The organism is Streptomyces sp. NBC_00190, assembly GCF_036203305.1.
GTDB lineage: Bacteria > Actinomycetota > Actinomycetes > Streptomycetales > Streptomycetaceae > Streptomyces.
Map to the genome: position 1 here is coordinate 1,091,984 of NZ_CP108131.1, position 14,104 is coordinate 1,106,087.

9 protein-coding genes are annotated in these 14,104 nt (G+C 75.5%); 7 read left to right on the forward strand and 2 right to left on the reverse strand.

Annotated features, from left to right (window positions below):
* The first annotated feature begins 16 nt into the window (after positions 1-16).
* Both OG429_RS05510 and OG429_RS05515 read left to right on the forward strand, forming a co-directional pair.
* Positions 17-727 (forward strand): ABC transporter ATP-binding protein, encoded by a 711-nt coding sequence (locus tag OG429_RS05510; RefSeq protein WP_328924151.1) that lies wholly within the window; start codon positions 17-19, stop codon positions 725-727.
* Positions 724-3,033, forward strand: coding sequence for an ABC transporter permease (locus OG429_RS05515; protein WP_328924152.1), 2,310 nt, complete (start codon positions 724-726; stop codon positions 3,031-3,033). The genes OG429_RS05510 and OG429_RS05515 overlap by 4 nt, the downstream gene beginning before the upstream one ends.
* A gap of 21 nt (positions 3,034-3,054) precedes the next feature.
* Here OG429_RS05515 and OG429_RS05520 read toward each other — a convergent pair whose 3' ends face one another.
* Positions 3,055-3,933, reverse strand: a complete 879-nt coding sequence (locus OG429_RS05520) for a hypothetical protein (RefSeq protein ID WP_328924153.1) — start codon at positions 3,931-3,933, stop codon at positions 3,055-3,057.
* A gap of 186 nt (positions 3,934-4,119) precedes the next feature.
* Between OG429_RS05520 and OG429_RS05525 the strand changes: the two genes are divergently transcribed.
* Complete coding sequence (locus OG429_RS05525; protein WP_328924154.1) at positions 4,120-4,542, forward strand: STAS domain-containing protein; 423 nt, start codon at positions 4,120-4,122, stop codon at positions 4,540-4,542.
* On the opposite strand, the gene OG429_RS05530 is transcribed toward OG429_RS05525, so the two are convergent.
* Positions 4,532-5,260, reverse strand: a complete 729-nt coding sequence (locus OG429_RS05530; protein WP_328924155.1) for an ABC transporter ATP-binding protein — start codon at positions 5,258-5,260, stop codon at positions 4,532-4,534. The genes OG429_RS05525 and OG429_RS05530 overlap by 11 nt on opposite strands.
* A 175-nt stretch (positions 5,261-5,435) precedes the next feature.
* On the opposite strand from OG429_RS05530, the gene OG429_RS05535 reads away from it, so the two are divergent.
* From OG429_RS05535 to OG429_RS05550, 4 genes are all read left to right on the forward strand, one after another.
* Positions 5,436-8,759: an FtsX-like permease family protein gene (locus OG429_RS05535; RefSeq protein WP_328924156.1), complete on the forward strand. Its 3,324-nt coding sequence runs from the start codon at positions 5,436-5,438 to the stop codon at positions 8,757-8,759.
* A complete protein-coding gene (locus OG429_RS05540; RefSeq protein WP_328924157.1) occupies positions 8,756-11,491 on the forward strand; it encodes a hypothetical protein in 2,736 nt (911 codons plus the stop codon). The genes OG429_RS05535 and OG429_RS05540 overlap by 4 nt, the downstream gene beginning before the upstream one ends.
* A complete protein-coding gene (locus tag OG429_RS05545) occupies positions 11,488-12,474 on the forward strand; it encodes an ABC transporter ATP-binding protein (RefSeq protein ID WP_405680438.1) in 987 nt (328 codons plus the stop codon). The genes OG429_RS05540 and OG429_RS05545 overlap by 4 nt, the downstream gene beginning before the upstream one ends.
* A gap of 90 nt (positions 12,475-12,564) precedes the next feature.
* The gene (locus OG429_RS05550) at positions 12,565-14,049 is read left to right on the forward strand and encodes a condensation domain-containing protein (protein ID WP_405680437.1); all 1,485 of its coding nucleotides are present in this window, start codon (positions 12,565-12,567) and stop codon (positions 14,047-14,049) included.
* Positions 14,050-14,104: the final 55 nt, after the last annotated feature.

Below are 14,104 nucleotides of genomic sequence, written 5' to 3' on the forward strand. Positions count from 1 at the left end.
GCCTTAGGTTCGGGCCATGACAACTGATCACGGCAGTGCGGGCAACATGGTGGTGCGGCTGGAGGGCGTGCACAAGGAGTACGGCGACGCGAAGGCGCTGGACGGGCTGTCGCTGGAGATCCGGGCGGGCGACGCGGTCGCCGTCATGGGTCCTTCGGGCTGCGGCAAGTCGACCCTCCTCAACATGGTGGCCGGCCTGGACCGGCCGACCGCGGGTCTGGTGGAGGTGCACGGCCAGGACCTGGGCCGGCTGAACGAGACCGGGCTGGCCCTCTTCCGGCGCCGCCACATCGGCATGGTCTTCCAGTTCTTCAACCTCATCGACGATCTGCCCGCCCTCGACAACGTGGCGCTCGCGGCCCAGTTGACCGGCACCTCGGCCCGGCAGGCGCGCCGCCGGGCCCTGGAACTCCTCGACGAGCTGGGTGTCGCCGACCGCCGCAACAACTACCCGGCGACGCTCAGCGGCGGTGAACGCCAACGGGTCGCCGTGGCAAGGGCGTTGATGAACCGCCCGGCACTGCTGCTGGCGGACGAGCCGACGGGCGCCCTCGACAGCCGCTCGGGCGAGCAGGTGATGGACCTGCTGATCGACCTGAACCAGATCGGCCAGACCCTGCTGCTCGTCACCCACGACCGGCACCTGGCCACCCGCTGCGCCAGTCGGCTGGTCGAGGTCGCCGACGGTCGGGTGGCCCGCGAGAGCTCCCTGGAGGCGACCGCGTGAGCGCCGTATGGAGGGCCTCGCGTGCGGCAGTGAAGCGCCGCCGGGTCCAGACCTTCGTCATCGGGCTCGTCGTCCTGTGCTCCACCACGACCGTGCTGCTCGCGCTGGGGCTGCTTTCCGCCTCCTCGGGGCCGTTCGACACGGCGTACGCCGCCCAGCGCGGCGCCCACGCGGTGGCGGGCTTCGACACCGCGAAGGTCACCCGGGAGCAGTTGGAGCGGACCGCCCGGCAGCCGGGCGTGGAGGCCGCGGCCGGACCGTTCGGGCAGGCCGTGATCGACATCCCCAAGGGCTGGCTCTGGACGGCGGGCGGCACCCTCACGGTGGTGGGCCGGGCCGATCCTGCGGGCGAGGTGGACCGGATCGAGCTGCTGGAGGGCCACTGGGCCACCGCGCCCGGTGAGATCGTCGTGGGCTGGTCGGTCCAGGGTTCCCCCGGGCCCGAGTTGCTGGGCAGCAGGCTGGAGAACACCGGAGGGCCGACGCTGACCGTCGTCGGATTCGCCGCGAGCATGAGCCGGTCGGCGAGCGCCTGGGTCTCACCGGAGCAGATGGAGGCACTCCACCCGTCCTCCGCCCAGATGCTCTACCGGTTCACGGACGCCTCCACACCGGCGCGGCTGAGCGCCGCGCTGGCCGGGGCGACCGCCGGACTGCCGCAGGAATCGGTGATCGGCGTACAGGACTACTTCACCCTCAAGCAGACGTTCTCGGCCCTGGCCGACTCCTATCTCCCGTTCATCACGCTCTTCGGCGTCCTGGGCCTGCTGGTCTCCGCCCTGATCGTCGGCAACGTGGTCAGCGGGGCGGTCGTCTCCGGGTACCGGCACATCGGGGTGCTCAAGGCCCTGGGCTTCACCCCGAACCAGGTCGTCGCCGTCTACCTGACGATGGTCTGCGTCCCGGCCCTCTTCGGCTGTGTGCTGGGCACCCTGCTCGGCAACGCGCTGGCCGGGCCGATCCTGAAGATCGCGTTCACCGGCATCGAGACCGGGCAGGCGTCGGTCGGCGAGGTCGGCCCGTGGGTGTCCGTGGTCTGCCTGGCGGGCATGCCCGCCCTGGTCCTGTCGGCCGCGCTGGTCCCCGCCCTGCGGGCGCACCGGCTGCCCGCCGCCCGGGCGATCGGCGCGGGCGGCGCGCCGCGGACTGGGCGCGGACTGCGGGCCCAGCGGGTGCTCTCCTCCACGCGGCTGCCGCGCGCGGTCAGCCTGGGCCTGGGCCAGCCGTTCGCCCGCCCCGCCCGCACGCTGCTGACCATGGCGGCCATCGTCCTCGGTGTCACCACGGTGACCCTGTCGACCGGGCTGACCAGCACGATGGTGGCCTTCGGCGAGGTCGGCCGCGGGGACGGGGGCGCGAGGATCCATGTGGAGGCGGGAGGGCCGGGCAACGACCGGACGCCGCCGCTGCTCGGAGACCCGCAGATCGAGGAGCGGCTGCGGTCGCTCCCGGGCGCGGCTCGGGTACGGGCCCGGGCGTTCACCCAGGCGAACCTGACCGGGCAGACCCAGCCGGTCTACGCCGACTTCTACCGCGGCGACGATGCCCTGTACGCGGACACGATCGTCCGGGGCCGCGGACCGGCCGCGCCGGGTGAGGTCGTGGCCGGGCCGGCCTTCTTGAAGGAGCGCGGGCTGAAGGTCGGCGACCGGGTCGCTCTGGAGCTCGGCGGCAGGAAGATCTCCGCGACCGTGGTGGGTGAGCTCATCGAGGGCAACGCGCGGGCCCTGGAGGCCTCCTGGCAGACCCTGGCCCTGCTCGCACCGGAGGCCCGGGCCACCGAGTACACGGTACGGCTCGCCCCCGGGGCCGATGTCCGGGCCTACGCCGAGGCTGTCGAGGCGCTCGACCCCGGCCTGCGCGCCTCGGTGGCGGACTCGGGGAACACCGGCACCACCACCGTCGTCGCCTTCTCCACGGTGTTCACCGTGCTGCTGACCCTCGTCGCCTCGCTCGGGGTCTTCAACACCGTCCTGCTGAACACCCGCGAGCGCCGCCGGGACCTGGGCATGCTCAAGTCGATCGGGATGACTCCGCGGCAGGTGGTGGTGATGACGCTGACCTCGGTCGCCGGACCGGGCGCGGTCGGCGGGCTGCTCGGCATCCCGCTCGGGATCGCGGCGCACCGGCTGGTCGTCGACCACGTCGAGGTGGTCACCTTCCCCGAATCGATGAAGGACGTGTGGCACGCGCCGCAACTCGCCGCGATGCTGCTGGCGGGGGTGGCGATCGCCGTCCTGGGCGCGCTGGTCCCGGCCCGGTCCGCGGCCAGGGCGACCATCGCCTCCGTGCTGCACACCGAGTAGCGATGACGGCCGGGGCGGGCGTCACGCTCCCCCGTCCCCTTCTGTCGGCCCGGATCGCGCCCGGCGCGCGGCGGCCTCCGCCGCGCGCCGGGCCTTGCGGGCCTCGCGGGTGGCCGTGCGGTGGCGTTCCTCGGTCTCGGCGACGCCGGCGTAGGCGAGGTCCCGGGCGGCCTGGGCGCGCTCCACCTCCGCGTCGGCGGCCACCGCCTCGGCAACCGCCCGCCGCCTGGCCTCCTCGGCCTGGCGCAGTTCGTCCTCCCGCGCCGTGGCGGCCCATTCGGCGTCCCGGGCGGCGGCGCGTGCGGCCTCGGCCCCGGGGACGGGCCGCCGCTCGGCGGCCTGCGGTACGGCCGGTGCCTGCGGCTCGGGCGATGCCGACGGCACGGGCGATGCGGGCTTTGCGGGCGGCACGGCGTCCGCGTCGACACCGGGGAACTCCGTCGGCAGCTTCGGCGCCTTCGCGAGCCGGCCCGAGGCCCAGGCCTCGGCCGCCTCCGGATCGGCCAGGGCAGCGTAGAGGATCTGCTCGACCTCCCGCAGCACCGTCTCGGAGACGGGGGTCCCGGCCTCGTCGGCCAGCCGCAGTGCCTCCCGGGCCAGCGCCCCGACCACCACGTGCTGCTGGTGGGACAGATCGCGCAGCTGCTCCCCGTCCAGGGACCGGTGCGCCGCCCGCAGCGCCTGCCCGAGCTGGCGGAACTGCTCGACCTCCTCCGGCTTCGTCCGGACGAGCGTGTTCGACGTCCACGCCGCGATGGTGGGCCGCCGCAGCCCCGCGATCCGCTTCCCCGCGGCCGGATCCCCGGCCCGTTTCGCCCGGGACGCCGCCTCGTCCCGCGCCGCCGTGAACCGCGCGGGAGGCAGCGCGTACAGGCCGTCGATGACCTCTTCCACATCCACGCCGCCCACTCTCCGTCATCATCACCCGCGGACGGGGGACCGTGCGGACTCAGCGCGCCGCCAGCGGGACGCATCGGTACCCCGGGTACGGGACGAAGATCGCCGGAACGGGCCAGCGGCGCGGCCCGCGCGGGTGAATGACCGCTCCCGCCCGTTCCCACCTGGGGTGGAGCCCGTTGGAGAGTCATGCGCACTCCGATAGACGCCCCGATGAACGCATCGGCGGACGCCCCGGTTCCGGCCGTGGCCGCCGCTCTCCGCGGAGCCTTCACCGAGCGCGCGGTGGAGGCCGGTCCCGATCCCCTCTCCCGCATACGGGCCACGCTCCGCGACGACGTGCTCTGCGTCAGCCTGGCCGGGGAGTTCGACCACTACACCTGCGCCCGCCTGAACGGCCTCCTCGACGAAGGCGCCGCCCGCGGAGCCCGCCGGCTCGTCCTCGACGCGGCCGGGGTCAGCTTCTGCGACTCGGCCCTGCTCCACGTGCTGGACCGGTGGGCCCTGACAGGCGGCCAGGTGGAGCTGGCGGCGACCTCCCGCGCGCTGCGTCTGCTGCTGAACGTGGCGGCCCGGGTCCATCGCCCGCCCCGGGTCTGGCTCAGCCGGTGACCGCCTGACCGACGCGGTGTTCTTCGACGATGCGGCCGTCACGCAGTTCCACGACCCGGTCGGCCAGTTCGATCAGGGCCGGGTCGTGGGTGGCGACCAGCGCGGTGACGCCTTCGCTGCGCACCACCGCCCGCAGCAGCCGCATGATCGAGCGCCCCGTCTCGGAGTCGAGCTGGCCGGTCGGTTCGTCCGCGATGATCAGGTCCGGTTCGTTCGCCAGGGCCCGGGCCACGGCCACCCGCTGCTGCTGGCCGCCGGAGAGTTCACCGGGGCGCTGGCCCGCGTGGTCGGCGAGGCCCACCAGGGCGAGCAGCGTCCTGGCGCGCTCCTCGCGCCGGCGGGCGGGGATCTTCCGCAGCCGCATGGGGACCCCGACGTTCTCGGCGGCGGTCAGGACGGGGATCAGGCCGAAGGACTGGAACACGAAGCCGATCCGCTCGCGGCGCAGCCCCAGCAGCCCCGGCTCGTCCAGGCCCGCCAGCGGGGTGCCGTCGAGCAGGACGGTTCCGGCGGTCGGGGTGTCGAGGCCGCCGACCAGGTTCAGCAGGGTGGTCTTGCCGGAGCCGGACCGGCCCTTGAGCGCGGTGAGTTCGCCGCGGCGCACCTCGAACGACACGCCGCGCAGGGCGTGTACGGCTCGGGGGCCGCTGCCGAAGCTCCGGTGGACGTCGTCCACCACGACCATGGGCCCCGCCGTGCCGTCCTGTTGCTGCGTCATGTTGTGGGCTCCCCCTGAGACTGGAATCGGCCGACGGGCGCCCCGTGGAACGCCTCCCGTCGAATTTGCTCATCCGTCACATCCTGTACGCAAGTCCCTTCCCCTGTGCGTTCGAATCTGACAGCATCGTCCGCTATCCGGTGCCAGAGGTCCGGACGGGGGAGGAACAAGGCACATGCTCGGCTTCGTCGTGCGCCGGCTGCGCGGGCGATTGCCGCTCGCTGCCGCCGTACTGCTCACCGTACTGATCACCACGACCGTGCTGACGGCACTGTTCGCCTTCACCCGTGGTGTGGGCGAGGCGGGACTGCGCCAGGCGCTCCAGGGGCCGGGCTGGAGCCGGGCCACCGTCCTGGTCACCGACGAGCATCCGGGGTCGGCCGGCCCCGGGGGCGACGGGGCCGTACGGGCCTTCGCGGGCGAGCTGTTCGGCGGGATCCCGTACGGCGTCGAGTCGGTGGCGCGCAGCCGTCCGTACGGCCTGCAAGGTGGCAGCGCGCCCGGCAAGGACGCCGATCTGACACTGCTCGCCTCCCTCGACCGGGACCGCGTACGGCTCCTCGCGGGCCAGTGGCCGCAGGCGGCGGGCGGACCGGGCGGGGCGGATCCGTCCCGGCTGCCGGTGGCCGTGCCCCGGGCGGCGCTGGTCCGGCTCGGACTGACCGAGGCCGCGCTGCCCGCCGAGCTGCACCTGGACGACCGGTACGGCGGCGCCCCGCTCACCGTGCTGGTCACCGGCGTCTACCAGGCGGCCGATCCCGGGGCCGCGTACTGGCGGCTCGACCCGCTCGGCGGCCGCGAGGTCCAGGTCGGCAGTTTCACCACCTACGGCCCGCTGCTCGTCGACGGCAGCGCCTTCACCGCGGGCGGGCTCGCGCAGAACAGCCGTGCCTCGCTCCTCGCCCCCGACTTCGCCGCCGTGCGCCCCGCCGAGGCCGAGGTCCTGCGCGAACGCGCGGCGCCACTGGCCGGCGGCCCGGCCGGAGCCGGTGTCAAGATCCCCGCCGGCCTCCAGATCAGGAGCGAACTTCCGGCACTGCTCGGCGAGTTGGAGTCCGCTCAACTCGTCGCCCGTTCTTCCCTGCTGGTCGGCGCGCTCCAGCTCGCCGTCCTCGCCGCGGCCGCCCTGCTGCTGGTCGCCCACCTGCTGACGGACCGCCAGGAACCCGAGCGCGTCCTGCTCACCGCGCGCGGCGCCTCACGCGCACGGCTCGGCGCCCTCGGCGCCGCCGGGTCGCTGCTCCTGGCGCTGCCCGCCGCCGTTCTCGCACCGCTGCTCGCCCCGCCCCTGCTGGACCTGCTCGGCGGATTCGGCCCGCTGTCGCAGGTCCCGTTCGACACGTCCGGGGGCTGGCTGCTGTGGCCCGTCGCGGGCGCCTGCGCCCTCGGGTGCGTGGCCCTGACCGCGCTTCCGGCCGTACTGCGCGGCGCGGGCGCCGCCGCCCTGCGCCGCAGCGGCCGCCGTCAGGCCCTCGTCGCGGGGGCCGCCCGGTCCGGCGCGGACCTGGCGCTGGTGGTGCTCGCCGTCCTCGCCTACCAGCAGCTGGCGCAGTACAGCGGCCACGGGCCCGCCCCGGCCGGGGCGGGCGGCGGACTCGGCGTCGACCCGGTGCTGGTGGCCGCGCCGACCCTGGCCCTGTGCGCCGGCACCCTCCTGGTGCTGCGGCTGCTGCCGTTCGCCGCGCGGCTGGGCGGGCGGCTGGCCGCCCGCGGCCGCGGGCTGGGCCCCGCACTGGTCGGCTGGCAGCTCGCCCGCCGGCCCGGGCGGGCCACCGGCCCCGTGCTGCTGCTGGTCCTCGCCGTGTCCAGCGGGGTCCTGGCGCTCGGCCAGCACACCGCCTGGTCCGCGTCCCAGCGCGACCAGGCCGACTTCGCCACCGCCGGCGGCCTGCGGATATCGGGCAGCGAACTGGCCTCGCCGGGCCGGGGCGGACGCTACGCGTCACTGCCCGGCGGCGAGCGGGTGATCCCGGTGATCCGTGCCAAGCAGGAGCTGCCGGGCGGGCGCGCCGGGGAGGTGCTCGCGCTGGACGCCGCCGGGGTGGCCGAACGGGTGCCGCTGCGCGCCGACTTGCGGGACGGGCGCGCCATGCGGGAGCTGTTCAAGCCCCTCGCCGTGGACGGCGGCACGGGCGCGGGCGGCATCGCGCTGCCCGGCCGGCCGCGGCGCATCGACGTGGACGTGACGGTACGGGCGCCGGGAGTCGGCAGCCACCCCGGCCTGGGGCTGCTGCTGCGCGACCGGTTCGGCCTCACCTTCCGGACTCCGATGCTCCAGCTGCCCGAGGCAGGGGAAGCGACCGTATCGGTGGACCTGGACGCGCTCACCGGGGCCCCGCTCGGGTCCGCCGCCGCGCCGCTGAACCTGGCCGGGCTGGTGTTCTCGTACGGCATGGAGGACCCCGGCCCCGACCCCTCCGACGACGGGGTGGCGCCCGGCCCGCGGGATCTCACCGGGGAGCTGACCGTACGCCGGCTCGCCGTCGCCGACAGCCCGCACGGCGAGGCCCTGCCCGTCCCCGGCGGCGCGTCTGCCTGGGCCCTGAGCACCCCGGCCCTGACCAGCGGCGCTGCCGTCGCCGAACTGCTGCCGGGCGCTGAGGGCGGCCAGGGCGGCCCGGCACTGCTGCGGCTGCGCTACCGCGGCGGCTCCGACACCCTCGCCGGCGTCCGGATCGGGCTGGTCCCCGGCGGTGCTCCCGCGGCCGAGGTGCCCGGCATCGCCACCCGCGGGTACCTCGCCGCCGTCGGCGCGTCCGTCGGCGATCTGGTCCGCGTTCCCCTGGGCAGCGCGAGCGTGCCGGTGCGGATCACCGCGGCCGTCGGCTCCCTGCCGGTGGCCGGTGACAGCGCGCTGGCCGTCGATCTGGCCACCGCCGGGCGGCTGTTGGCCGCCGACGGCGCGAGGGAGCTGCCCGCCCCCGGCGAGTGGTGGCTGCCGGCCGCCTCCGCGGGCGACCCCGTCCCCGCGCAGGCCGCCGCCGCACTGCGCTCCGCGGCCGGGTCGCAGCAGGTGGAGCTGCGCGAGGAAGTGGCCGCCGCCCTGCTGGACGACCCGCTGAGCGCGGGCCCCCAGAGCGCGCTCGCCGCCCTCGCGGTGGCCTGCGCGGTGCTGGCGGCGATCGGCTTCGGGGCCGCCGCCGCTGCCACCGGGCGGGAACGGGCCCGGGAGTTCGCCGTGCTGCTGGCGCTCGGTGCGCCCCGCCGCGGGCTGGGCCGGACGGCCGCCGCCGATAGCGGTGTCCTGGTGGGCCTGGGCACCGCCGTCGGGCTGGGGCTCGGCGCCGCCATCGTCCACATGGTGGTGCCGCTGGTGGTGCTGACGCCGGCCGCGCGGCGGCCGGTGCCCGGGGTGCTGGTGGACCTGCCGGCTGCCCAGACCCTGCTGATGGCCGCCGCGGTCGCCGCGGTGCCGCTGCTGTCGGCCGTGTTCGGCGGCCGCCGTGACCGGACCGTCCGGGGCTCCGCCGAACGGCTGCGCCTCTTGGAGGACATGTGACCCGCCCGGCCCCGACCGCCGCCGACGGGCGCGGGACCCGCCCCGCGCCCTGGGTACGGACCCGGCTGCGCGCCGCGCCGCTGACCGCGCTGCTCGGCGCCGCCCTCGCCTTCGTCGCCGTCCTGCTGGCGGCCGCCCTGCCGCGCGCCGTCGACCGGGGCTCCGACCAGGCGCTGCGCTCCTTCCTGCACGACCGGGGCCCCGGCCCGACGAGCCTGCTCGCCACCGCGCCCGCCCGGTACGGCCGGCAGAGCCCCCAGGAGCTGGACTCCGTGCTCGCCACGCTGCGTTCGCGTACCGGCGGGTCCTTCAGGCTCGATGCGAGCGGTCCGGTGCACGGCACCCTCGGTGTGAAATCGCGCAGCCTCACCAACCCCGACATGCCGCGTCCCGATGGTGTCGACCCGCGGCTCACGCTGATCCGCCTGCCCGAGGCCGCCGCGCACGTGTCTCTCGTGGCCGGGCGCTGGCCTGGCGGCGCCGCCCCCGGCGCCCCGGTCCAGGTCGCGCTGTCGCGCGCGGCGTCCGAGACCCTCCGGGTCCCGCTCGGCACCGTGCTGGAATCCGTACCGGGCACCGCCGGTACGGCCCGGGCCGAGGTGGTCGGCCTCTACGACGCCGCCGACCCGACGGACGTCTACTGGACCGACCTGCCCTGCCTGACCAAGGCCTGCCAGGCCTTCACTCCCACCGTCGTGCCCCAGCTGTACTGGCAGACGGCCGCCCTGGTCGGCCCGGACGGCCTCGACCCGCTCGCCGTCTGGGGCGACGGCGCCGAAGACTTCTGGCGGCTGCCGGTCGACACCGCGGTCCTGCGGGCCGACCAGCTGCCCGCCGTCACCCGGGAGATCGCCGCCTACGTGGCCGGCCCCACCTCCTCCGCGCTGACACGCGCCACCCAGCGCCCCGAGCTGCGCATCAACTCCCGCCTGCCGGAACTGTTCAAGCAGGCCGAGGCCCGTCGCCAGGCCGCCGCGCCACTCGCCGCGATCGGCACGGCCGGAGTCGCCGGGGTGGCCCTCGTCGTGTTCTGCCTCGCCGCCGCGCTCACCGGGGACCGGCGCGAGGCCGAACTGCGGCTGCTGCTCGCACGCGGCGGCTCGCGCCGCACCGTCGTGGGCCGCCTGCTCGGTGAGGCCGCCGTCACCGTGCTGCCGGCCGCCGCGCTGGCCACTTGGCTCGCCGTACTGCTGCTGCCGACACCGCGCCTGACCGCCTCGCTGGCCGGGGCGTCGGCCGTCACCCTCCTGGCGCTGCTGGCCTTCCCCGTACGCGCCGCCGTGCTGCTGTCCGCGCCGCGGCGGCCGCGCCCCCGCCGCCGGCTCGTCGCCGAGCTGCTCGTGCTCACCGCCACCGCCGCGGCCGTGTTCGAGGTACGCCGTCGCGGGGTCGCCCCCGCCGGCGGCGGACTGGATCCGCTGGTGGTCGCCGCCCCGCTGCTGCTGGCGCTGTCCGGCGCGCTCGTCCTGGCCCGGCTGCTGCCCGCCGCCGTCGGGGCGATGGCCCGGGCGGCGGGCCGGGGTTCCGGCCTGATCGGCTTCCTGGGGCTGGCCCGGGCCGCCCGGGGCACCGGCGGCCGGGCACGCGTCCCGGTGCTACCGCTGGTCGCGCTGCTGCTCGCGGTCACCACGGGCGGCTTCGGGGCCACGGTGCTGAGCTCGGTGGACACCGCCCGGCTGCAGGCGGTCCGGCAGACCGTCGGCGGCGACGCCCAGGTCATCGCGCCCGCGGCCGGCACCCTCGCGCCGGAGCTGATCCGAGCCGCGGCCGCGCTGCCCGGCGTACGCACGTCCGTCCCCGTGTGGACGGACGACTACACCTTCCTCTTCGGCACCAAGGAGGGCTCCACCCAGGTGACGGTGGTCGTCGCCGAGCCGGAGGCGTACGCGGAACTGGCCCGCACCGTGGGGCGCGGCCGGTTCGACCCGGCGCTGCTCGCCGGCGGCGCCCCCGACGCTCCCGTGCCCGCGCTGCTGAGCCGCGACCTCGCCGCGCGAGCCGTCTCCGACACCCTGCGGGTGCGGATCGGCAGCGACGAAGTCGCGGTCAGGGCCGCCGGTGTGGTCGACGGCACGCCCGCCGTGGCGGGCCCGGGCGGCTCCACCGTCGTGCTCCCGGCCGGACCGGCCGGCGCCCACATCCCCAAGACCACCCGCCCGAACCGGTGGTTCGCGACCGGGCCCGTCGACGAGACCGGGCTGCACGACCTGATCCGCGCCACGGTTCCGGCCGCGACCGCCGGCCACTACACGGTCAAGACCAGTGCCGCCTCCGTCGCGGCACTCGCCGGCGAACCCCTCCAGCACTCGGCCGGCCGGCTGTTCTGGGCGGCCGTCGCGGCCGCCGCGGGCTTCGCCCTGCTGTCCGTCCTCCTCACCCTCGTCCGCGCGGCGCCCGAGCGGGCGGCGCTGCTGGCGCGGCTGCGCACCATGGGCCTGCGCCCCCGGCAGGGCGTGGCCCTGATCCTGGCCGAGGCGTTGCCGCAGGCCCTGGTCGCCGCCCTCGGCGGCGGGCTGGTCGCGCTGGCCGCCGTGGCCCTGATCGGCCCGGCCGTGGACCTGTCCGCGCTGGTCGGGGAGAAGGTGCCGGCCGGGCTGCGGCTCGCCGCGCGGCCCGTGCTGACCCAGGTGCTGGGCCTGACGGCCCTGGTCACCGCGGGTGTGCTCGCGGAGGCCGCGATATCCGGAAGGCGACAGATCACCACCGAGTTGAGAGCGGGAGACCAGCGGTGAACACCGACCAGCCGACCTACGAAGAGCTGCGCACGCAGGCCCTGGCCGCCGCCGCGCCCCGTACGACCGGGGCGGGCACGGCCATCGCCTGCGACCGCCTGGTGCGCATCTTCAGCACCGACGGGGTCGAGGTACAGGCCTTGCAGGGGCTCGAACTGACCGTGGCCCAGGGTGACCTGGTGGCCCTGGTCGGTGCCTCCGGCAGCGGCAAGTCCACCCTGCTGAACATCCTGGCCGGACTGGACGTCCCCACGGCGGGCACCGCCACCGTCGGGGGCTACGACCTGCTGGAAATGTCCGCGAAGGACCGGCTGCGCTACCGGCGGGAGGCGGTGGGCTTCGTCTGGCAGCAGACCGCCCGCAATCTGCTGCCCTTCCTGACCGCGGCCCAGAACATCGCCCTCCCCATGCAGCTGAGGGGCCGCGCCTCCCGGGGCGCCGCCGCGCGCCGCGCGGGCCGCGTCCGCGACCTCCTCGAAGCGCTGGAGATCCCCGACCTGGCGGGCCGCCGGCCGGCCGAGCTCTCCGGCGGGCAGCAGCAGCGGGTGGCGATCGCCGTGGCCATGGCCAACGATCCCGCGGTCCTGCTCGCCGACGAGCCCACCGGAGAACTCGACTCCGAGACCGGCGCCGCCATCTTCGAGGCCTTCCGCACCGTCAACCGCGAGCTGGGCGCCACCGTGGTCATCGTGACCCACGACCCGCTCGTCGCGGGCGAGGTCCGCCGCACCGTGGCCATCCGCGACGGCCGCACCAGCAGCGAGGTCCTGCGCCGCACGGTCACCGACGAGCACGGCGCGGAGTCGGTGAGCGAGCGCGAGTACGTGATGCTGGACCGCACCGGCCGCGTGCAGCTCCCGCAGAAGTTCCTGGAGGCCCTGGGCATGGAGCAGCGCGTGGCCGTCGACCTCGCCGCCGACCACATCGAGGTGCGCCGCGACGACGCGGACGCGGACGGGGACGCGGACGGGGACGACGCCTGAAGGACACCCGCGGGACCGGATTCCGTCACCTCCCCGGGTCGGGGGTCGTTAGGGGCCTTGGGGTTGACTCGGGGGCGAAGGGATGACGGTATGCGGCAATTTCCTCTGGAAATGCACCAAGTGGCACCTGGTCGGGTGGTCGAGTGGCGGTTGCGGTCCACGGCGGCGGAGGAGAGCGACGGCCCGGGTGACGCGGCGGGCAGGAAGGCGTCCTTCAACCAGGACAAGCACTTCACCGTCGCCGAGGAGAGCCGGGCCGCCGACGACCCCGTCGCGTCGTGGATCGCGGTCACCTTCGAAGTGGCCGGGCGGCTGGACGAACCGGCCCTGGCCCGCGCCCTGCTGGCCTTCGTCCAGCGGCACGAGGTGCTGAGGTGCGCGTTCCGGAGGCTGGCCGGGGAACTGGCCTGTGAGCCCTTTGACCCGGCCGAACTCGCCCTCGAGGCCGAGCCCGTGGGCGCCTTCGCGACCTCCGAGCTCCTGCGGGACTTCCTCGTCGAGCGGTTCAAGCGGAGCATCGACACCCTGTCCTGGCCGCTGTTCACCATGGGCGCGGTCCTGCGCGAGGACTCCGCGACGGTCTATCTCGCCTTCGACCACATCGTGTGCGACGGCATGTCGATGCCGATCGTCGTCCACGAGGTGCTGACCGACTACGAGGCCCTGTGCCGCGGTGAGGACAGCGGGCTGCCGCCGGTCGCCCCCAGCTACCTCGACTTCGCCGACGAGCAGCGGCGCCGCTACCTCTCCATCGACGCCGGCGACGAACGCCTGGGCTACTGGAAGGAGTTCATCGAGCGCGGCGGCGGGTTCTTCCCCCGCTTCCCGCTCGACCTCGGGGTGGAACCGGGCCGGATGTACCCGATCGTCAACGAAGCCTCCGTGCTGCTGGACGCGGGTGAGGCGGAGGTGTTCGAGAAGACCTGCCTGGCGGTCGGCGGCAAGCCGTTCATGGGGGTGCTCGCCTCCGTCGCGGTGTGCCTGCGCGAGGCGGGCGGCCCCGGCGTCTACCGGGGCCTGATGCCGGTCAGCGAGCGCGGCCGGGAAGGCTGGGCGGACTCGGTGGGATGGTTCGTCAACACCATGCCCATCGAGTTCGACGCCTCTCCCGGCCGGGACTTCGCGCAGGTCATGGCCGCGGTCCGGGCCGGATTCACCGAGATGATCGGCCATATCGACGTGCCGTTCGTCCGCGCGTGGGAGCTGCTGGCGCCCGAGGAGTTCGCCGCCCGCTCGTGGCCCTACCCGGTGAACTTCTTCTCGTACATCGACATGCGCAAGTGCCGGGGCGCCGACCGCCACGACGAGTGGCGGCCCGCCACCCACGTGTGGTCTGCGCGGGCCAACGGAGCCTGCTCGTGGTTCCAGCGGGACGCCGACGGAATGCACATGAACTCCCTGTACGTGGACACCGTCGCGGCCCGCCGCACCATGGGCGACCTGCAGGAGGCGCTGCGTCTGAAGGTCCAGGAGATCGCCCGCTCGGGCGGGTTCCGCCGGCCCGTCGCGCTGACCCCGCAGCGCCGGCCCGTCGGGTCACCGCTCGACGTGGCCGCGTACGCCCGGCGCGGCTGAGCCCCGGCCCCGGTCCTGGCGGCCGGCGACGGCGTGCGCCGTGTATCGGGGCGTC

Coding starts and splice junctions, on each gene's coding strand:
- OG429_RS05510 (WP_328924151.1), top strand. CDS start 17: ATGACAACTGATCACGGCAGTGCGGGCAACATGGTGGTGCGGCTGGAG.
- OG429_RS05525 (WP_328924154.1), top strand. CDS start 4,120: ATGCGCACTCCGATAGACGCCCCGATGAACGCATCGGCGGACGCCCCG.
- OG429_RS05530 (WP_328924155.1), bottom strand. CDS start 5,260: ATGACGCAGCAACAGGACGGCACGGCGGGGCCCATGGTCGTGGTGGAC.
- OG429_RS05535 (WP_328924156.1), top strand. CDS start 5,436: ATGCTCGGCTTCGTCGTGCGCCGGCTGCGCGGGCGATTGCCGCTCGCT.
- OG429_RS05550 (WP_405680437.1), top strand. CDS start 12,565: ATGCGGCAATTTCCTCTGGAAATGCACCAAGTGGCACCTGGTCGGGTG.